The 20,248-nt window shown below is 68.5% G+C and carries 11 protein-coding genes; 7 read left to right on the top strand and 4 right to left on the bottom strand.

From position 1 onward, the window contains the following. Positions 1-128 precede the first annotated feature (128 nt). Both NB3_RS20890 and NB3_RS20885 read right to left on the bottom strand, forming a co-directional pair. Complete coding sequence (locus NB3_RS20890) at positions 129-311, bottom strand: hypothetical protein (protein ID WP_067806018.1); 183 nt, start codon at positions 309-311, stop codon at positions 129-131. After that, positions 308-967 carry a class I SAM-dependent methyltransferase gene (locus NB3_RS20885; RefSeq protein ID WP_067806016.1) on the bottom strand — a complete coding sequence of 220 codons (660 nt, stop codon included), beginning with the start codon at positions 965-967 and terminating at the stop codon, positions 308-310. The genes NB3_RS20890 and NB3_RS20885 overlap by 4 nt, the downstream gene beginning before the upstream one ends. Positions 968-1,052: 85 nt before the next feature. Between NB3_RS20885 and NB3_RS20880 the strand changes: the two genes are divergently transcribed. The 4 genes from NB3_RS20880 to NB3_RS20865 all read left to right on the top strand — a co-directional run bounded on the left by NB3_RS20880 (position 1,053) and on the right by NB3_RS20865 (position 3,913). Then, on the top strand, positions 1,053-1,691 hold the full coding sequence (locus tag NB3_RS20880) for a TetR/AcrR family transcriptional regulator (protein ID WP_169810725.1): 639 nt from the start codon (positions 1,053-1,055) through the stop codon (positions 1,689-1,691). Positions 1,692-2,128: 437 nt separating this feature from the next. Continuing rightward, the gene (locus NB3_RS20875; protein WP_067806012.1) at positions 2,129-2,332 is read left to right on the top strand and encodes a cold-shock protein; all 204 of its coding nucleotides are present in this window, start codon (positions 2,129-2,131) and stop codon (positions 2,330-2,332) included. Between the two features lie 487 nt (positions 2,333-2,819). After that, a complete protein-coding gene (locus tag NB3_RS20870) occupies positions 2,820-3,134 on the top strand; it encodes a hypothetical protein (protein ID WP_157111922.1) in 315 nt (104 codons plus the stop codon). Between the two features lie 317 nt (positions 3,135-3,451). After that, positions 3,452-3,913 carry an LLM class oxidoreductase gene (locus NB3_RS20865; RefSeq protein ID WP_157111921.1) on the top strand — a complete coding sequence of 154 codons (462 nt, stop codon included), beginning with the start codon at positions 3,452-3,454 and terminating at the stop codon, positions 3,911-3,913. Positions 3,914-4,117: 204 nt separating this feature from the next. Here NB3_RS20865 and NB3_RS20860 read toward each other — a convergent pair whose 3' ends face one another. Further along, positions 4,118-5,443 carry a cytochrome P450 gene (locus tag NB3_RS20860; RefSeq protein ID WP_067806004.1) on the bottom strand — a complete coding sequence of 442 codons (1,326 nt, stop codon included), beginning with the start codon at positions 5,441-5,443 and terminating at the stop codon, positions 4,118-4,120. A gap of 254 nt (positions 5,444-5,697) precedes the next feature. On the opposite strand from NB3_RS20860, the gene NB3_RS20855 reads away from it, so the two are divergent. Genes NB3_RS20855 through NB3_RS20845 form a run of 3 tightly spaced genes read left to right on the top strand, consistent with a single transcriptional unit; the run spans position 5,698 to position 19,261 of the window. After that, complete coding sequence (locus NB3_RS20855) at positions 5,698-15,795, top strand: type I polyketide synthase (protein ID WP_067806001.1); 10,098 nt, start codon at positions 5,698-5,700, stop codon at positions 15,793-15,795. Then, complete coding sequence (locus NB3_RS20850; RefSeq protein ID WP_067805998.1) at positions 15,792-18,188, top strand: thioester reductase domain-containing protein; 2,397 nt, start codon at positions 15,792-15,794, stop codon at positions 18,186-18,188. The genes NB3_RS20855 and NB3_RS20850 overlap by 4 nt, the downstream gene beginning before the upstream one ends. Beyond that, entirely contained in the window at positions 18,185-19,261 is a 1,077-nt protein-coding gene (locus tag NB3_RS20845; RefSeq protein ID WP_067805996.1) for an alpha/beta hydrolase, read from the top strand. Before NB3_RS20850 ends, NB3_RS20845 begins: the two co-directional genes overlap by 4 nt. Here the strand turns inward: NB3_RS20845 and NB3_RS20840 are convergent. Next, on the bottom strand, positions 19,244-20,233 hold the full coding sequence (locus tag NB3_RS20840; RefSeq protein WP_067806069.1) for a Gfo/Idh/MocA family protein: 990 nt from the start codon (positions 20,231-20,233) through the stop codon (positions 19,244-19,246). The two genes, NB3_RS20845 and NB3_RS20840, sit on opposite strands and share 18 nt — an antisense overlap. Between the last annotated feature and the right edge of the window lie 15 nt (positions 20,234-20,248).

Genomic DNA, 20,248 nt, shown 5'->3' with positions numbered 1-20,248 from the left:
CGACCTTATGCCAATATGTGCGCAGATGCGAACCTATTGGCGAGTAGGTGTCGCGGACGATCACACGTCTCTGGCCGGTCGTGGCGGATGGGATGGATCGCGGTTCATCTCCGAGCGCGTTCTCGCGGCTATCTCGAGTGGCGGTGCAGCCATCGGCGGCCGACAGCGGCGAGCAGCAGATGCCCGCCCAGGATCAGGCCCACAGCGGTGACTCCGAGCCCGGCGATGCTGCCCACCCCCACGTGCACGGACAGGCCGATGACGATCAACGCACCAGCGAGGGCGCGCAGGATGCCTGTCGAGTGGCTCATCGAGTGGCTCCGGGTTTGCGGGCTGTGATGTATCGGATCCAGGGATGCAGGTCGCCTGAGCCGACCTGCTCGAATCCCGCATCGGCGACCATCGGCTCGAGCAAATGGATGGGATTGTGCTGCATCGAAGGACCGGTCAACGCGCCGACCAGGTGGCGGCCCAGAGGGTTGGCCGGTGGCCGGAACTCGCCGATCAACAGGTGGCCCCCAGGACGCAGTACCCGCCACATCTCCGCCAGCGCTGTCGCGCGCACATCCTCCGTAAGGTGATGCAGCATCAAGCAGTTGGTCACCACATCGAACGAACTGTCCTCGCCGGGAAGCGATTCGGCGACGCCGACGGAGTAGGTGCAATTCGGCTCTGCGGTGATCTTGCGGGCGCGCTCGAGCACCGCGGCCGACGCATCGACACCGACCACCGTCCCCGCGTCGGCGACCGCGGCCAAGCGGCGCGTCAAATACCCGGTCCCACAACCGATATCGAGCACCTGGTCACTCGGGCGGGCGTCGCTCAACTCCGCGAGGCGGCGATAGACCCGGTCGCGTCGTCCGCCGAAGAATACCGCGCCGAACAGATCGTAGGTACCGCCGTGGTCGATGGTGAGTCCCGCGGTGTCCGGGTTCGGGGTGTGATGCATCAAATGTCCGAGGCCCATGGCCCCTCCTTAACTTAGTGACGACTAAGATATCCATAACTTAGTCGCAACTAAGTTGATGGGCAAGGGCGGATACGATGACTGCATGACACGCGCATCCTCCGATCCCGCCGAAGGGCGGCGCACTCGATTGCGCGCCGCCGACCGGCGCGCGTCGATCCTCGGCGCCGCCACAGTGGTGTTCGCCGAGTCGGGATTCCAGCGCGCCACCATGGCGCAGATCGCCGCCCGTGTCGGTGTCACCGAGCCGGTGCTGTTCCAGAATTTCGGCTCCAAAGCCGCGCTCTACGCCGCTGTCGTGGCACACGCCTCCGAGCAGATGTGCGCCATGATGCGCACCCTCGCCTGCGAAACCGACTCCGTCGCCACGTTGCTGGCCCACCTGCTCAGCCCCGGCCACATCGATGAACTACACGCACCCGGCTCGCTCGGAGTGATCTTCGCCGACGCCATGACCATGACCGCCGAGCCCGCGGTCGAGCAAGCGGTCCGCCACCACATGGGCGAACTCGCCGACGTCTTGGCCGAGGTGATCACGCAAGGCCGGCGAGCCGGGGAATTGCGCGCGGACCTCGACCCGCAAGCAGCCGCGTGGGCGGTGCTGTCCTTCCTGGCCGGACACCGCTTCCGCGCCGCCGTAATGCCCGACCGGCAACGACTCGAAACCCACATCGCCCACCTGACACTGCTCGCACTACTCGACGACGGCGCCGGCAAAGTCTGATACCGGCCTCCCCGGCTGTCTCGATCGGTGCGAGGCGTTGCGGCCGCGGATGGCCTCGAGTCCTGCGGCACCACCGGGCTGGGCGGTGTTTCGCACCGTAGCCTTGCCGCTGTGGCTCCTATTCGCCCAGGGACATCGGCGCGGTGAAAGGGCCTCCGCCGTGATGCGATTCGAGACGTGTCGCAGTTCCGCTCGATCGTCGAACGAGGCGTTGTGGCGGCCGGTTGAGGAGCATTGCCGACGTCTCGGACCCGAACTCCGCTTACGCCCCTCAGCGGGCGCGCCGAGCAGCCGCGGCTGCGGCTGCCGTAGGCCGGACCCTCTGATCACTTCGTGATGCGAGCGAACGGCGACGGTCGTGGCATAGTAAGAGGTTGAGTACGGGCTTCTCACCCAGAATTTGCTCGGCTCACTACAGAAAAGAAGTTGTTTACAGCATGGCTCAAGGCAGTGTGAAGTGGTTCAACGGTGAAAAAGGCTTCGGCTTCATCGCTCAGGACGGAGGCGGCCCGGACGTCTTCGTGCATTACTCGGCCGTGAGCGGCTCGGGTTACAAGTCCCTCGACGAGGGGCAGCGTGTCGAGTTCTCGGTGGAACAGGGGCAGAAGGGCCCTCAAGCCCAGGACGTCCGCGCCATCTGACGCGCGATCGCGTGATCGTTGGTGAAGAGCTTCGCACCGAGGTCGGTGCGAAGCTCTTTTCGTTGAACCAGTACACATTGCCCCGTGTCCGCGGCGATGTCTGCGAGAGCCGCAGTTCGACCTGGATTCCTACACCGACTGACCGGTGGCCCACCACCCCGTGGCTGTTGGTCGCGGGCTATGGAGCAGTGCCCTGAGTCGCCGTGTGCACTCAAGCTTGGAAAGCCACTGCTCGAGGGTGATGGCGGCCTGCCTCCCGGCTGCTGTCGCGCGGCGAGTCGCAAACCTACTGCCGTCGGGCTCTGTCCGTCATCTACGACGGCGGTTGTCCACGAATCGCGACAGCACCTTATCGACCGGAAGGCGTTGTCCATAAACGCCGACGGCACCGCTTGGTGACTCTGGCGAACGCGCGCCCAGCGGCAATATAGGACGTTTGCCAGGCGCCCAAGCGACTGTCCCTCGCCCCGCATAGCATATGGTCATTATGAACGGCCGGGAGATCGTAGCTGCGGGTTCGTGGCTGTATGCCGACTCCGTCTACATGCCGGTGTTCGTCCTCCGTCTCGACTACGACTTCTGGTACGAGGTGGCCCGAGAAGAGGGCACACTCGCGGCCGACGAGGAGCCGTTGCTTGATTCGGCCGGGCATGCCTACTACGTGTCGTTCAAGGGTCTCGGCAACGATGCGTCGTTCTGGCCTGATTCCGGGCCGCACCGTTCGCTTGATGAGGCGCGGATCACGGCAGAATCGCGGGTACCCTCTCCGATCACTTGGCAGTCTGGTGAATCACTTCCATGAAAGATCATTGCTTGAAGCGGCGCGATCCGTCTGGCACACGTGCCGCAGCCCTCTCTGAAATCGGCTTCACAGCGCGTGGGATGAAGCGGAAGCCCGGCGGGGTGGTTCCCTGCCGTCATGATTTCTGAAGATCTCCGAAGAGTGTAGGTGACAATACGCCACCAGAATTGGCGAACAAGTGACGTCACAGTTCGCGGACGAAGCCAGCCGTCGCTCTACTGATGTGCTCTGCGCCTCAACTCTGTTCGATATCGCAGCCCGATACATGACGACGGGGGCGCAGGATCGGCGCGGCAGTTTGTGGACCAGGGCCGAGGATGCTGGAACTGGCGGCGCGACGGACGTGGGGTGCGCACCCGTACTTCGTTCCGGTAGCGCATACGGCAAGAGCCAGAGAGGTGCTGGGGCACAAGCCATTTCTTGGCGTGGAGCAACCGGTGGTTCTGGACACCGATGTCAGCCGTGCTCGGGAAGTAGCACGCGCCTATGTCGCGGCATATGCGTCGGGCGCGCCGCACCAGGCCGCCAACCTGCGCAGGCTCGGCTTCGGCGACGACGACATCAGCGAACCCAGCGGTCGGCTGGTCGATGCGAACATGGCCTACGGCGATCTGTCCGCGATCGAGGAACGGATAGGTCAGCACCTGGCGGCAGGGGCTGACCACGTGTGCTTGCAGGTTGTGGGCACCGATCCGACCACGCTGCCGTTGGCGGCATGGCGCGAGCTTTCGGCAATAGTGCCGACCCAATCGGCACGTCGGACCGCTGTCCGACTGTGATGGTTTCGCCGGAAGAATCCCAGTGCAGCTAGATCTGCGCCTTCGCCCGAACGCGCACGTCGCTGCGGAGATGGAGGTCGCGCGCCGGCGAGCACGCGCATCGCGGCCGCCCGAAACACCCGCTGACTCGGTACGAAGCCACCCAGTCGTATTTCCCAGGTGACGGTCTATGTACAGGTAACCGCGTTCGCGTGCATCCATCCCTCAGCGCGGGCGGAGTGTGATGCGGGCGTTGTGGGCGGGGCTGAGGCCGGTGTGGTATCGGCGCGGTGGTTCGACGGATCCGGGTGTGGAGTCGATGCGGCGGTGCTGCAGGACGGTGCGGAAGAGGATACGAGCTTCCAGGAGAGCGAAGTTGGCACCCAGGCACCGGTGCGGGCCGGCGCCGAAGGTCAGCCAGGTGTGTCCCTTGGGTCGCTCGTCGAGGAAGCGTTCGGGCCGGAAGACCATCGGATCCGGGTAGTGCCGTGGTGATTCGTGGATGAGCAGGATCGGGACTATGACGATGGTGCCCTTCGGGATGTGGACACCGTTGATCACGGTGTCGCGCAGCGCTCTTCGTCCCGTGAACGGGGACACCGGGCGCAGCCGCATCGTTTCGGCCACCACGGCGTCGAGGTAGGCGTCGAGGCGGGCCTGGTCTCCCGCGTCGGCCGCCGCGTCCAGTTCCGCCATGGCGTGCGGGTGGCCGGCCAGCATGGCGGCGATCCAGCCGAGCGTGATGGCGGTGGTCTCGTAGGCGCCCAGCAGGATGCCGCGCATGTTGCGGGCCAGCGCGGGGTCGTCGTGCTGATCCAGTGCGGTGCCGACATACCGGGACAGCACGTCTTTCCGTTCACCGTCCCCGGGCATGGCCCGACGCGCGGCGATCTCTTCGATGATGACGGCGTCGACCTCGGACTGGCGGCGACCGAGGGGCGGGTAGGGCGGGGTGTAGCCGCCGAGCAGCGGGGTGAGCAAGGTGACGGCGAGAAAACCGCGACTTTCGATCTCCCCGAACCACCGGCGCACCGCCTGCTTCAGCCGGTCCCGGCGGGCCGGAGCCGCGTCACCGAAGACGACCCCGAGCAGCACACCGATGGCCAGGTCGTAACCCACCTGCAGGAATTCGAACGGTGTACCGATCGGCCAGCTCGGAAGTTCGCGTTCGACCACCTCCACCATGAGATCTTCATAGGACTGGAGTGCTTTGTGCTGGAACGGCGGAGCGAACAGCCGGCGTTCGCGGCGGTGCTCGTCACCGTCGAGGAAGATCAACGTCTGCTTGCCGAACATCACGTCGTGGCTGGAGAGCCGGCTCAGCACCTGCCCGATCGAGAAGTCGTCGTGGTTGGCGAACACTTCTCGTACATCGTCCATATCGTGAGTGACCAGCATGGGGGGAAATCCCGGCGGCGAGACGACGAAACGATCCCCGAATTCCAGCAAGGGAGACCGGTGGGTGCCGGGGCGCATCAGTCCACCGATCTGCGCAATGCGGCCGGTGCGGAGTCGGGGAAGTTCGCGAAGCGATACAGGGGCGTGTGACACCCAGCCATCCTCACCGTCTGCTCGACGACCCGCAAATGTGAAATTCCCACAGCCTCAGAGGGTCTCGCGCGACCCGGTGCCCCCAGAATTCGGGGCACGCGGCGACGGCGCCGATATTGCCAGCGGCGGCAAGAGGCGTAACGATGGCTATATTGTGTGCGCTTTCATTCAGAATGCGCCGTCTGCCGTTCCTCCCTACGCCAAGGAACCAGGACCGGCTGAATCCCGAGTCTTACCGTCAGAGGAAGTAGTTCGTGCGCAACACTGTCGTCGAGACACTCTTCGCCCAGGTCGAGAGCCGGTCGGCCGAGTTGGTGTACCGGTTCCTGGACAGCGGTGACGTCGACGGTGTGGTCCGCGAAATCCGGTATGGCCACCTGGGTGTGCGTGCCCGGGCGATCGGCGCCGCACTCCAGGACTCGATGCCGCGGCGGGCGCTGTTGCTGTATCCGGCCGGCCCGGAGTTCATCGAGGCGTTCTTCGGCTGCCTGGCGGCCGGAGTGGTCGCGGTTCCCGCGCCCCTGCCGGAATGGGAGAACCGGTCACTGCACCGGCTGCGCCGGATGGTGGCGCATGCGGATGTCGATGTGGCGCTGGCCTCGCGGCGTATCGTCGCGGATTCGGCCGCGCTGCATGCACAGATTCCGGAGCTGGCCGGCGTGCCCTGGCTGGCCACCGACGAGATAGCCGACGACCACGGATCACAATGGCGCGAGCCGGATCTCGGACCCGACTCGGTCGCGTTCATCCAGTACACCTCCGGCTCGACCAGCGCACCCAGGGGCGTGCTGCTCACCCATCGGAACCTGCTGCACAACCAGCAGGCGATCGCCGCCGGGCTCGGCCACGACCAGGCGACGATCGAGTCCTGGGACGGTGCGCTGTTCGCCAGCTGGCTGCCGATGTACCACGACATGGGACTCATCGCACCGATACTGCAGACGGTCTACCTCGGCGGGAATTCGGTGCTGATGTCGCCCCTGCATTTCCTGCAGCGCCCCGAGCGATGGCTACAGGCGATCTCGGCATACCGCGCCCACACCAGCGGCGGCCCCAACTTCGCCTACGAACTGTGCCTGCGCCGGATTGCGCCGGAGCGGATCGATCGACTCGACCTGAGCCGCTGGCGGGTGGCGTTCAACGGGGCCGAGCCCGTGCGCGCCGCGACGGTGCGGCGGTTCACCGAGACATTCGCTCGGGCCGGCTTTCGCGCCGAATCCCTGCAGCCGGTCTACGGCTTGGCCGAAGCCACCTTGATCGTGACCGCGTCGTCCACCGGCGAGACACCGACACTCGTGGAGGCCGAACAATCCGGTGCCGCACACCGCACTCGCAGGGCGGAGCTGGTCGGTGTCGGGCAGCCGCCCGAGGGAATCTCGATAGCGATCGTCGACCCCGAGCACGGTACCGAGCGTGCCGACGGGGACGAAGGTGAGATCTGGGTCGCAGGGGACAGCGTCGGCGCGGGATATTTCCGTGACGAGCAGGCCACCGCCGAGGTGTTCGGGGCGACGCTGCCCGGTGATGATCGCCGCTTCCTCCGTACCGGGGATCTCGGGTTGCTTTCCGGCGGCGAGCTGTTCGTGACCGGAAGACGCAAGGATCTGATGATCATCGACGGCCGCAACCATTATCCGCAGGACATCGAGCTGACCGCGGAGGCGGCGCACGACAGTGTCCGCGCCGGATGCGTCGCTGCCTTTGCCGTGGAGGTCGGAGCGGGCGGCGAGCAGCCGGTCGTGGTGGCCGAAGTGCGTGGCGCGGACCCCGGTGAGTTGGCCGAGGTCGAGGGCGCCGTGCGGGCGGCGGTGGCGACGGATCACGGGCTCACGCCGGCGGCCGTGCTGCTGATCCGGCCGGGCACCATCTACAAGACCAGCAGTGGGAAGATCCAGCGTGCAGCGTGCCGGGCGGCGTATCTGTCCGGCGAGTTGATCGCGCTGTCGGCGGGTCCGGTGCGGTCGCCGGAGGACGAGCTGGACGACTACACAGCGGAGACGGGGAACGAGTTGTCCGCGGATCGGCCCGTGGCGGAGCCGTCCGCCGAGGCGGTCCAATCCTGGCTGGTGACGGCGATCGCGCGACAGGCGGCGCTGGATCCGGAACGCATCGACGTGCATCGGCCGATGGTCGAATTCGGTTTGGGCTCGGCCGATCTGGTGGAGCTGGTGGTCGACCTGTCGGACTTTCTCGGACGCTTCATCGACACGAACCTGTTCTTCGATCACCCGACGATCGCCGAGGTGGCCACGGCACTGGCCCCCGCCACCGAGCGCGAGCCGGACCCGGCCGGTCCCGAGGCGGCCGTGGTCGATGTGGGCGCAGGCGACGACGCGGACGACGACGCGATCGCGATTCTGTCGATGTCGTGCCGATTCCCCGGCGGTGCGGATTCACCCGAGGCACTGTGGCGGCTGCTGGACAGCAACGGTGACGCGCTCACCGAGGTGCCCCCGGGCCGTTGGGATATCGACGGTCTGTACGACCCCGACACCTCGGCGACAGGTAAGGCGTACACCTTCCGCGGCGGATACGTCGACGGCATCGATCGCTTCGATGCCGCCTTCTTCGGCATCGGCCCGCGCGAGGCCGCGGTGATGGATCCGCAGCAGCGCATGATGTTGCAGCTCAGCTGGGAGGCGATCGAACGGTCGGGTCGCGATCCACGCACCCTGCACGGCAGCGCGACCGGCGTCTACCTCGGCGTGTACAGCACCGGCTATCTGGCCGACGCCGCGCCGGAACAACTGAATGGCCAGGTCGGGACGGGACTGTCGCCGAGCGTCGCGTCCGGCCGGATCGCCTACACGTTGGGGCTGCACGGTCCGGCGGTCACCCTGGACACGGCCTGCTCCTCGTCCATTGTCGCGATGCATCTGGCGATGCAGGCACTGCGCGCGGGGGAGTGCGATCTCGCGTTGGCGGGCGGGGCCACGCTGCTGATGTCACCGACCGCCCATATCGAATTGTGCCGGTTGGGTGTGCTGTCGCCGACGGGCCGGTGTGCGCCGTTCTCCGCCGATGCCGACGGGACGGTGTGGGCCGAGGGCGCCGGCCTGCTGCTGTTGAAGCGTCTCGGCGACGCTCGCCGTGACGGCGACCGGGTCCTCGCGGTCATTCGTGGCTCCGCCGTCAACCAGGACGGCCGCAGCCAGGGGCTGAGCGCGCCGAACGGCGCGTCCCAGGAGCAGGTACTGCGCTCGGCACTGCGGGTGGCGGGTCTGGCTCCGCATGATATCGACTATGTCGAGGCGCACGGCACGGGTACGGCGCTCGGAGATCCGATCGAGGCGCGCGCACTGGCGCGGGTGTTCGGGCCGGGTCGTGACCCGCGGCGGCGGCTCGGTATCGGCTCGCTGAAATCCAATGTGGGCCATACTCAGGCCGCGGCGGGCGTGGCCGGCGTCATCAAATTGGTGCTCGCACTGCAACACGAACGAATCCCCGCCACCCTGAACGCGGGTGTGCCCTCAGCGCAGGTCGATTGGGCGCGAAGCGGTGTGACGGTGCAGGCCGAGCCCATGCCGTGGCGCAGGGGCGATCGGCCGCGGCGCGCCGGTGTGAGCGCTTTCGGGCTCAGCGGCACGAACGCGCACCTGATCCTCGAGGAGGCTCCGTCCGAGCCCGCGGTCGTACCCGGCACGATGATCGACGACCGGAGCGTGGCGCTGCTGCCGATCTCCGCCCGCAGTGCGGCGTCGCTGCGCGGTCAGGCCGAACGGCTGCTCGGCCTGGTGGTCGCCGATCCGCGACTGGAACCGGGCCCGGTCTCGCGCGCATTGGCGTTGCAACGTACCCAGTTCGAGCGGCGTGCGGTCGTGGTGGCGGGCGATCGGGACGAGATGGTGCACGCGCTGCGCGATCTGGTGGACGGTCGGTCCTCGCCGAATGCCGTCGTCGGCGACGGTCCGGTGCTCACCAATGCCAAGACGGCATTCGTCTTCCCGGGGCAGGGAACGCAGTGGGTCGGCATGGCGCGCGATATGCTCGCCCGCTGCGAGGAGTTTCGTAGCGAATTCGTGAAGTGCGACAAGGCGTTCGGCGTGCATCTGGACTGGTCGCTGAGCGACCGGCTGACCACCATGACCGCCGCGGATCTCGCTGATTTCCCCGTCGTGCAGCCGCTGCTGTTCGCGACCATGGCCGCACTCGCGGCCACCTGGCGGGCGGCGGGCGTCACGCCGGATGCGGTGATCGGCCACAGTCAGGGCGAGATCGCCGCCGCCTACTGCGCCGGTGTCATCGAATTGAGCGATGCCACACGGATCGTCATGGCGCGCAGCCGGCTGATGCAGAGCATTGCCGAGCCTGGCGCGATGGCGATGATCGGCCTGCCCGAGGCCGAGGTGGCCCGGCGGCTGGCGGACTTCGGCGGACGGGTGTCGATCGCGGCGGTCAATGTGCGTCGCTCCACGATCGTGGCGGGCGAGCAGGCCGCGGTGGAAGAGCTGCTGGCCGAGATGGACCACGCGGGTATCTACACGCGCCTCGGCGCCGCCGGCCCCGGATATGCCGGGCACTGCGGCTTGATCGAGCCCATCCGCGATCCATTGACGGCGGAGCTGGCCGGTATGACCGCGGATTCACCTGCGACGGCGTGGTATTCGACGGTATCGGGCGAACTCATGGCGAACGAACCGATCGGGCCCGACTACTGGTATCGCAACGCTCGCGAGACCGTGCGGTTCGCGGCCACGATCGAGCGCATGATCGCCGACGGGTTCCGGTATTTCGTCGAGCTCGGTGTGCACCCGTCGCTGACCGCGGCCGTCCGGACGGTGGCGGAGGATCTCGCGCGCGAGGTGGTGGCCGTGGGCTCGCTGGTACGGGACCAGGACGGACCCACCTGCCTGGCCAGGTCGCGGGCCGAACTGTATGTCGCGGGCCGCGAACTCGACTGGACGCGACTGGTTCCCGAATACGAGCGGGTGGACCTGCCCACCTATGCCTTCGACGAGCGGCGGTTCTGGACCGACCCCGTCGGCCGCAAGACCGCTTCGCTCGGGCTGCAGGACCTCGCCCATCCCATTTTGGGTGCCGTTGTGCCGCAACCTGATTCGGGTGGGGTCACACTGACGGGGCGGCTGTCGCGTCAGCAGCAGCCGTGGGTGGCCGATCACGCGGGCCCCAACACGGTGCTGGTGCCCGGTGCGGCGTTGATCGAACTGGCCGTCCGTGCCGGTGACGAGGTGGACACCCCGGTGGTGCGGGAGCTGGTGTTGCGCGCTCCGATGCTCGTGCCCGATCGCGGAGCTGTGCAGATCCAGGTGGTGGTCGGTGGCGCCGACGCCGACAACCACCGCACGGTGCGCATCTACGCCCGCGAGGCACACGATCCGGATGCCCAGTGGACGCTGCATGCCGACGGCATACTGGCCGAACAGCCCGAATCTTCTCCGACGGAGGCGGATTCGTCGCAATGGCCGCCCGCGGAAGCAGTGTCCATCGACGTCGACCACCTGTACGCCGAGCTGCGCACGCGCGGGCACCACTATGGACCGCTGTTCAAGGCGATGCGGGCGGCATGGCGACGCGACGACGAAATCTTCGCCGAGGTCGAACTGCCCGAATCCGCGCACCGCGACGCCGCGACGTTCGGTATCCATCCGGCCTTGCTGGATGCCGCGTTGCACGCCACCGCGCTGTTGGCCGCCGACGGCGAGAATGCCCTGCTGCCATTCGTGTGGAGCGATGTCGCGCTGTGGGCCTCCGGCGCCACCGCGCTCCGCGTCCGGCTGACCCGATCGGGGACCGACACCGTCACCATGTCCGCGACCGACCGGTCCGGGCAGCCGGTGGTGTCGGTGGGGTCGGTGCTGTCGCGTGCGGTCGCCGCCGCGCAATGGAATGCCGCGTCCATCGCACCCGCCTACCGTCGCCTGTTCCGGATGGACTGGTCGGAGCTTGCGCTGCCCGCGCCGGACCGGACGCTCACGCTGGCCGAATGGGACTCCACGGTCCCGATCGCCGCTGACGCGATCGTGCTGCCAGTGGCCGAAGGCGAGTCGCCGAGCCGGGTGCACGACACGGCCCAGCAGATCCTGGCGACGCTGCAAACCATCCTCTCCGACAGCCGATTCGAGCAGACGACGCTGGTCGTGCGTACCCGCCGCGCGGTGGCGTTGCCCGGTGAGGACCATCCGGATCCGGCGGGCGCGGTGGTGTGGGGCCTGGTGCGCTCCGCACAATCGGAGAATCCCGGCCGGATCGTGCTGGTCGACACAGCCGACCCCGAGGTGGACATTGCCGCGCTGCTCGCCGCGCGGGAACAGCAGTTGGCCGTGCGCGCCGGGGTGGCGTTCGTGCCGCGACTGGCTCGACTGCCGGAGCGGGCGGGGCGAGCAGCGGAAGGCGGGGCGGCACTCGGCGAGGGCGCCGTGCTGGTCACCGGCGCTCCGGGGCGGCTCGGTTCGGCGCTGGCCCGGCACCTGGCCGACGCGTACGGGGCCCGAGATCTGGTGCTGGTCAGTCGCCGCGGTATCGATGGTCCCGGTGGCGGCGACTTGCGGGATGAGCTGGAGAGCCGCGGGGTGCGCGTGCGATTCGCGCGCTGCGATGTCACCGACCGGCCGGCCCTGGCGCAACTGCTCGACGGTATGCCGCTGGCCGGTGTGGTCCACGCCGCGTGCGTCCTCGACGACAGCACATTCGATTCGTTGACACCCGCGCAGCTGGACGCCGTGCTGCGTCCGAAAGTCGATGCGGCATACCACCTGCACGAGCTGACGGCGGATCGAAAGCTGTCGATGTTCGTGCTCTTCTCCGCGGCGGGAAGCCTGTTCGGCACACCGGGCCAGGCCAACTACGCGGCTGCCAACGCCTATCTCGACGCGCTGGCACTGCGTCGCCGGTCGCTCGGTCTTCCCGCGCAGTCGCTGGCCTGGGGCGCGTGGGAAGTCGATATGCACGACCACATGGCGCAGGCCGATATCCGGCGCATCGCGCGTGCCGGTGTCCGAGCATTCTCGGTGCCGGAGGGGATGGCCTGTTTCGATGCCGCGCTCCGGGCCGGTGATCCGGTGCTGGTCCCGTTGCTTCTGGACACCGACGTGCTGCGCCGCGCACCGGCCGTCCCGCCGCTGCTACGCGGACTCGTGCGCCGCGCCCCGCGCCGGGCCGTGACCGATCGCGCGGCCGTCGACGTGGCGGCGGGGTCGCGTTTCGCCGAACAACTGCGGGCCGTGCCGCGCGCGCAGGCCACCGCCCTGGCGCTCGCCGCGGTGGTGAAGTGGACGGGGGATGTGCTCGGCCATGCGGACACCGAGACGGTCGCGGCCGAGCAGCCCTTCCAGAGTCTGGGCCTGGACTCGTTGATGGCGGTAGAGCTGCGCAACAAGGTGCGCGAGCACACCGGAATCTCGGTGCCGCTCGGCACGATCCTCGCCGGGCAGAGCCTCACCGACCTCGCCGACCATCTTGTCGAGGAGGTGCTGCGGCAGGCCGCCACCGGAGCGCCGGACGACGCGGTCACCGAAGTACCCGACATCGAAGTGCTGCCGGTGACTCGCGACATGATGCGTCTGCTGCGGACCGAACAACTCGGTATCCCCGCCGCCGCGCAGACCGGCGGCGTCGCCGTGCGGCTACCCATGCCGGTCACCCGCCCCCAGCTGGAGCAGGCACTGGCACGGCTGGCCCGCCGACATGCCGCCCTGCGGACCACGATTCGGCCCAGCCAGGAGCACGGACGGCAGCTGGAGATCCGCCGCGAACCCGGCATTGTGGCAGGCTGGCGCGACCTCGACCGGCTCGACGACACCGTCGCGGGGGAGAGCTTCCGCGAACTGATGGCGCAGCCTTTCGATCTGGAGACAGGCCCGCTGTGGCGCTTCGAACTCCTCACTGCCGAAAGCGCCGATCCGGTACTGCTTTTCGGCGCGCATCACAGCATGAGCGATGTGCAATCGATGCTGCTGGTCGCGGGTGAACTGGCCGCGGAACTGTCCGGCGCACGGCTCGACGACGCCGTGACCAACCGCGATATGCATCAACTGCTCGCCGCGCAGTCGAGCAGGCGCGACGATACCGCGAGCACCCGATGGCGTGACGCCTTCGCCGGATCTCGTCGGCTCGAGCTGACCTTGGCGCGGCCGCGACCGGCCCAGCGCAGCTACGGTGCGGGATCGGTCGCGCTGGAGATGCCAGCCGGATTGCACGACAAGGTCGCGGACCGGGCCCGCGAACTCGGCATCACCCCGGCCGCGGTATTCCTCGGCGCGCTGACCGTTGTGCTGGCACGACGGCAGCATGTCGACCGGTTCGCCCTCGCGGTTCCGGTGGATACTCGAATGCACGCCGATGCGACCGATGCCGTCGGGTATTTCGGTGTGCCCGTGCCGTTCCCGGCCACCGTGGCGGCCGGTGATCTCGTCGGCGACGTGCTGCGGCGCACCGGCGAGCGGCTGCGGAAGCTGCTCGCGCCCGGCGCCGGTTTCGCGGATGTGCTCGCCGCGCTGACCACCGAGGGCCTGTACCGCGAGAACGCGCCGCTGGTCGAGGTGTATTTCAACTACCTGCGCGCCAATTCCGCGGTCGGTCGGGCCGCGGTGGTTCCGGTGAGCACCGGCTATTCCGATCTCGACCTCATGGTCGCGGTGCTGCCGGACTCCGGCCAAGTGTGGCTGACCTACAACAGCGACATCATCGACGCCGGGACCTGCGCAGAGTTCGGCACGGAGTACCTGAACACGGTCGCGGCCGCGGTCGCCGACCCCGGGGCGCCGGCTCGGCCCGGCACCACCGGGCAGCCGGTGTCCGGTCTTCGTGCGGCGCTGGGCGCGACCTTCGCGCTCGGCAGGCTGCCCGAGCTGATGGCCGCGGCCTCCGCGGATTCCACGGCGATCACCGTGGCGGATGCGCCGTACCACCATGTGCTGTCCTGCCTGCGTGACCCGTCGGGTGTCTTCGCGCAACCGTCGACGGCGCTGGGGATCGTGCTGTTGCGTGCGGCGGATCTGGAACGATTCGGCGCGGTCTCCGATGACCTGCTCGCCGAGCTCGCCGCCGAATATCCGGCGGCGGTGCGCGCGGTGGCCGAACGCACGCGTCGGCCGGTCATCGTCGGCATCCTGCCCTCGGCCCGCCCGGAGGAACGGTTGCGCGCGTGGGAGCGGCTCGTAGCCGGACGCCTGCGCGACCTTCCCGGTGTCGCGGTGCTGGAACCCCAGGAGTGGACGCGCCACCATCCGGTGGACAACCCCTTCGACGACCGCACCGAGATCCTCGCGCACCTGCCCTTCACACCCGAATTCCAGGCGGCAGTGGCGCTCACCCTCGTCGCGACCGCCGCCGCCGTGACGGAGCCCGCGCCGAAGGTGATCGCGGTGGACGGCGACGACACCTTGTGGAGCGGGACCGCGGGCGAGATCGGCTCCGCGGCCGTGGCTTTCGATGAGCCGCGCCGCGCGCTGGCCCGGCGGCTGTTGCAGTGGCGGGCGGCGGGAACGCTGCTGGTGCTGGTGACCAACAACGATGACGATATCGTCGCGGAAATCCTGGACAGGTCCGACAGCCCGCTGCGCCGCGAACATTTCGCCGCCGTCTCGACGGGCTGGCGCGGTAAGCCCGAGCGGCTGGAGGAGGTCGCTCGCACACTGCGGCTGGGACTGGACGGCTTCTGCTATCTGGACGACAACCCGGTGGAAGTGGCGCGTATGCGAGCACTGTTGCCGGAGGTGCTGTCGGTGACGTGTCCGCCCGCCGCTGAACTGGAGTCGTTCCTGGCGCGATTGTGGCCGATGGTTCCGGTCGCCACCACCGCCGAGGATCGTGCGCGGGCCGACTTCTATCGTCAGGAGGACCAGCGCGACATCGCGCGTGGCACAGCGGGATTCGAGGAATTCCTCGAGCAGCTGAACCTCGCGGTCGACATCGAGCCGCTGACCGATGCCACCGTGGACCGTGCAGGACAACTCGTGCGACGGACCACGCAGTTCACCCTCGCCGAGGTCACCGTGGACGATCTCGACAGATGGCGCGACGACGGCGAGGTGTGGACCGCGACGGCGCGCGACCGCTTCGGCGACTACGGCCTGATCTCGGTGCTCGCACTCCGGGCGGATACGGACACGCTGTGGATCAGCGGCTGGCACCTCAGCTGCCGCGCCCTCGGGCGCGGCGTCGAGGAGCGGCTGCTGAGCTGGGTGGCGGATCGAGCCGAGACGCTCGGCTGCTCCACGGTCCGGATGCCGGTCGAGCACACCGTCCGCAACGCGCCCGCGCGCCGATTGGCCGCGCGCCTGCTCGGCGGTGCCTCCGACGCACAACGAGTGGACGTGTCCGTGACACCGAATCGCCTGCGGGAGTTCCGGTCCTGGGACACGGCGACGAATGGAGAGGACGTGACAGGGTGACCGCTCCCGAGGAGCGAGCGAAGGTCCGCAATCCGGCCGTCGACCGACGCGTGCTGGGTGAAACCCTCGAACGAGGCGCTGCCGGACTGGACATCGCCACCCTGCTCGCGCGCGCGGGCGGCAAGGGCCAGGCCCCACTCGCCGAAAGCGATGGACGCGTGCCGCTCACGGAATCCGACGGAGGCATGCCGCTCGCCGAAACTCATGAACGAGTGCCGCAGGCCGAGACCTATGAACGCGTGGCGGTCGCCGAATCCGACGGTCCCGCGCCCCTCGTCGAGCACGGTGGCAGCGTGCCCCCGGCCGGACAAGGGGCGTCCGGAATGGACGCCGAGGCGTTGGCCGCGGCACTCACCGCGGTCGCGAATCGGTTCACCGCGACGACCATGGACGCGGACACCGACTTCTTCGATGCCGGCGGCAGCTCCATCGCCGCGGTGGAATTCGTCGCGGCACTCGCGCGTGAGCTGGACGTCCACCTGGATCTGGACACGGTGTTCTTCGACGCGCGACCCCGCAGGCTGGCGCACCGCTGGCTGGCCGAGCACCCCGAACCCGCACCGCCGCGCCCTGACGCCGAACCCGAGACCGATGACCTCGCCCAACTCTTCGCCGATCTCGCGGGCGCCGACCGGTTGCCGCTGGTGGCCGCGCCGGAGCGGGTCGCGCCGCGCCGCATCCTGCTGACCGGGGCGACCGGCTTCCTCGGCAGTCACCTGCTGCTCGACCTGTTGCGGCACAGCAGCGCCCACGTGGTGTGCCTGATCCGCGCCGACGACAATGACGCCGCCGCCCAACGGCTGGAGCAGGCCTTACGGCGCTTCGCGCTGCCGTGCAGCCGGGAGGTGCTGCGGCGCGTGACGCCGCTGGCGGGCGACCTGCGCCTGCCCCGACTCGGCCTGTCCGGCGAACAGTGGACAACGCTCGCCGCGGACGTGGACGCGATCGTCAACGCCGGGGCCGCAGTGGATTTCCTGCGTGGCTATCCATCGCTGCGCCGGACCAACGTCCTGGGTCCGCTGACCCTCGCCGAGCTGGCCTGCACCGACCGGCCGAAACCGATGCACCACATTTCCTCGCTGGCCGTGTTCAACGGATCGGATGCCGCCACGCTGGGCGAGGACGATCCGACCGCCAACGTCGCCGCGCTGCCCATCGGCTACGACCGATCCAAATGGGCCGCCGAGGCCGTGCTCCGCCGGGCGGGCGAACACGGGCTCGTGGTGACCATCCTCCGACCGGGCGGCATCGGCAGCCATCCGGAGACCGGCGCCCACAATCCGCGTGACCTCAACTCCGGAATCACCGCGGCGCTGATGCGATTTCGCACCGCACCGGGATTCCGCTACCTCAATGCCGCCCCGGTGGATTGGGTCAGCCGGGTAGCCGCGGAGATCGTCGTGACGCCCAACGCCTGGGGCCATACCTATCACCTCACCGGCGCGCCCACTTCACTCGATCAGGTGGTCGCCGAAACCACGCTGGCCGGTATGGGAGTTCGGGTGCAGCACTGGGAGCAGTGGTGCGATGACGTGGTCCGGGCGATCAGAGCAGAACCGGTACCGGAACTGGAATCGCTGGCGCAGGTGCTGCAGAGTCCCGTCGCCCGGCGGCAGCTGGCGGCGATGGTCACCGCGCCGCCGGCATCGGCCGCGCGCACCGAAGCGCTCGTGTCCGCCAACGGCCTGCCCGCGCTCGCGACACCCGGTCCGTCGGGACGCAGCCGGATGCTCGCGGCCCTGGCCGGCGTCGGGCCGCAGCCGGGTGATCAGCCCTATCTGCGGTTCAACGAAACACTCACCGGGGCTATCGGTCCTGTCGGGGAGACGGCGGACATCCCCTGCGATCTACGGCTGACGTTGTCCGTCGCGAGCAGCACGCAGCTGGTCACCGCTCGGACGATCGAGGTCACCGGCGAGCTCGCCTGCGCAGGCTTGGGCGACGAGCCGCTCGCCGTCGCGGGCACGGCGACGGTTCGGCCGCACGACGGGATACCGCTGCGCCACGAAACGCGGCATCCGCTCATGCATTACCGGCTGACGCTGCGTGATTCCTCCGGCGGCACCTGGTGGCTGGAGGGATACAAGTTCGCCGCCGCGCGACGACGCATGGTGCGGCAACTCGGAACACAGGAGATCGAGATCGGACGCACCGGGGAGCCCGCGTCGTACCGCGGCGAGGTCGCCGTGCCGATGCACACCTACCTTTCCGACCAGATCGACGGCATCCAGATCGATCCGCGACTGCCCGAACGGCAGCAGCGGCTGGCGAAACTGCTGTGGCTCGGCTGGTTCGGTGGCCAGCTCGGCAAAGGTCTGCTGGAACCGGTCCTCCGGGTCGGTGTCGACCTGCTGGATCTGCGCCGCGCCGCGCGTAGGGAGCACCGCCGATGACCGATAGGCGATCGATCGTGCCGCCACTCGGTGCCGAGGAGGTGATTTCCTTCCGAACCGCCGACGGCCTCGACCTCACGTTGCGTCGGAGGGGACCGGCCGACGCACCCGCGGTGCTGCTGGTGCACGGGCACGGCGTCTCATCGGAAATGTTCGCAGTACCCGAGATTCGCAATGTCACCGACGTCCTGACCGATGCGGGATACCAGTCGTGGCTGCTCGACTGGCGTGGCAGTTGCCGCCTGCCCTACAACGCATCCGGACCGGCCTACACCTTCGACGATGTCGCGCTCTACGACCTGCCCGCGGCGGTCGCACAGATCAGGGAGCGAATCGGAGACCGTCCGCTGTTCGTCGTGGCGCACTGCGTCGGCGCGCTGGCCCTCTCGCTGAGCATGACGGCCGGACTGCTGCCAGGACTGGCCGGCGTGGTCGCACAGGGCGTCTTCCTGACTCCCAAGGTCAGCACGTCGGCGCGGGTGCGGGTGCTGCTCGGCAGCGAACTGCTCGGCTCCCGGATCAGCCATATCGAATCCGACTTCCGCAAGGTGGGGCTCTGGTCCCGGCGCACCTTGCTGTATGCGGCGCTGTCACGCAAGGGTGACTGCCCGGACCCGACCTGCCGGATGGTTCAACACGGGTGGGGGATGGGCGCGAGGCTGTTCGAGCACGACCACTTGGACGCGCGCACCCACGACCGGCTGGCCGAATTGTTCGGCGTGATACCGCTCTCGGTACTGCCGCAGCTGCGGCAGATGGAATTGGCGCACGCCGTGGTCCGGTGGAACGTCGACGACGAGCGATACCGTGCGCTCCCGGAGAACGCGCTGGACCGGGCCGATCGAATCGACTGTCCGGTGCTGCTGTTGTCCGGCAGTCGCAACGAGGCCTGGCTCGATTCCAATAGGCTCTGCTACGAGGTGCTTTCGGTGCGCAACCCCGGTGTCGATGTCCGCTATGTCGAGATCCCCTCCTACGGCCACCTCGACACGTTCCTCGGCCGTGGCGCGGCGCTGGACGTGTTCGGACATATCGTCGATTTCTTCGACGAGACGTCAGCTCGGCTGGCGTAGCGGCAGGCCCGCGGTTCGGTAGATGGCATCGATGACGGTCATGGTGTGGACAGCGTCGCTCGGCCCGGTGGCGACCGGCTCGCCGCGCAGCACCGCGGCGGCGAAGGCGTCGAGTTGATAGTCGTAGGAGGCCCGATGCCCGAACCGCCGCACCCGCCTGCCGCCCTGCGAGCGGACCGTCAGCAGATGTCCGAGGTGCGGCAGCACCGGATTGACCAGTCGCATCCGCCCGCGTTCACCGATGACGGTGGCGCCGACGCGCAGCACGTCCGCCGACCACATCGAGCACTGGATGTGGCCGGTGTGTCCGGACGGGAAGCGCAGTTCGGCGATCATGGCCCGGTCGATCTGTGGTTCGCGCAGTTTCGCCTGCGCGCCGATTACTTCCGGGGTCTCCCCACCCAGCACACGGGCCATGTGCACGGCGTAGCAGCCCGCGTCCATCAGTGCACCGCCGGCGAGGGCGTAGTCGTAGCGGATATCGGAGAACTTCGGCAGCGGGAAGCACAGCGCGGCTTCCACCCGCCGCAGTGTCCCCAATTCGCCGGAGGCGATGATCTGTTCGGCGGCCGAGATCAGCGGGTGGTAGCGGTAGTGGAACGCCTCCATCACGACGCGATCGGACGCGCTCGCCAAGGCGGCGATCTCGGCTGCCTCGGCGGCGTTGGCGGTGAACGGCTTCTCGCACAGCACATGTTTTCCGGCCTGTACGGCGGCGCGGGTCCAGCGGCCGTGCAGGCCGTTCGGCAGCGGGATATAGACCGCGTCGAGATCGGGGGCATCGATCAGCGCCCGATAGCTGTCGTAGACCTGCGGGATGCCGTGCTTGCGGGCGAACCGCTCCGCACGCGCCCGGTCGCGGGCTGCCACCGCCGCGACGACGACCTCCCGGTTCCGCTCGGCCGGTTTGATCACCGACGCCGGCGCGATGCGGGCGGCGCCGAGGATCCCGATACGGAGTTCGGAGCGCATGTCTTCGGTCACCGG

This window comes from Nocardia beijingensis NBRC 16342, assembly GCF_001612785.1.
Lineage (GTDB): Bacteria > Actinomycetota > Actinomycetes > Mycobacteriales > Mycobacteriaceae > Nocardia > Nocardia beijingensis.
Note: the sequence above shows the minus strand (reverse complement) of the source record. Positions and strands in the feature narration are given on the sequence as shown.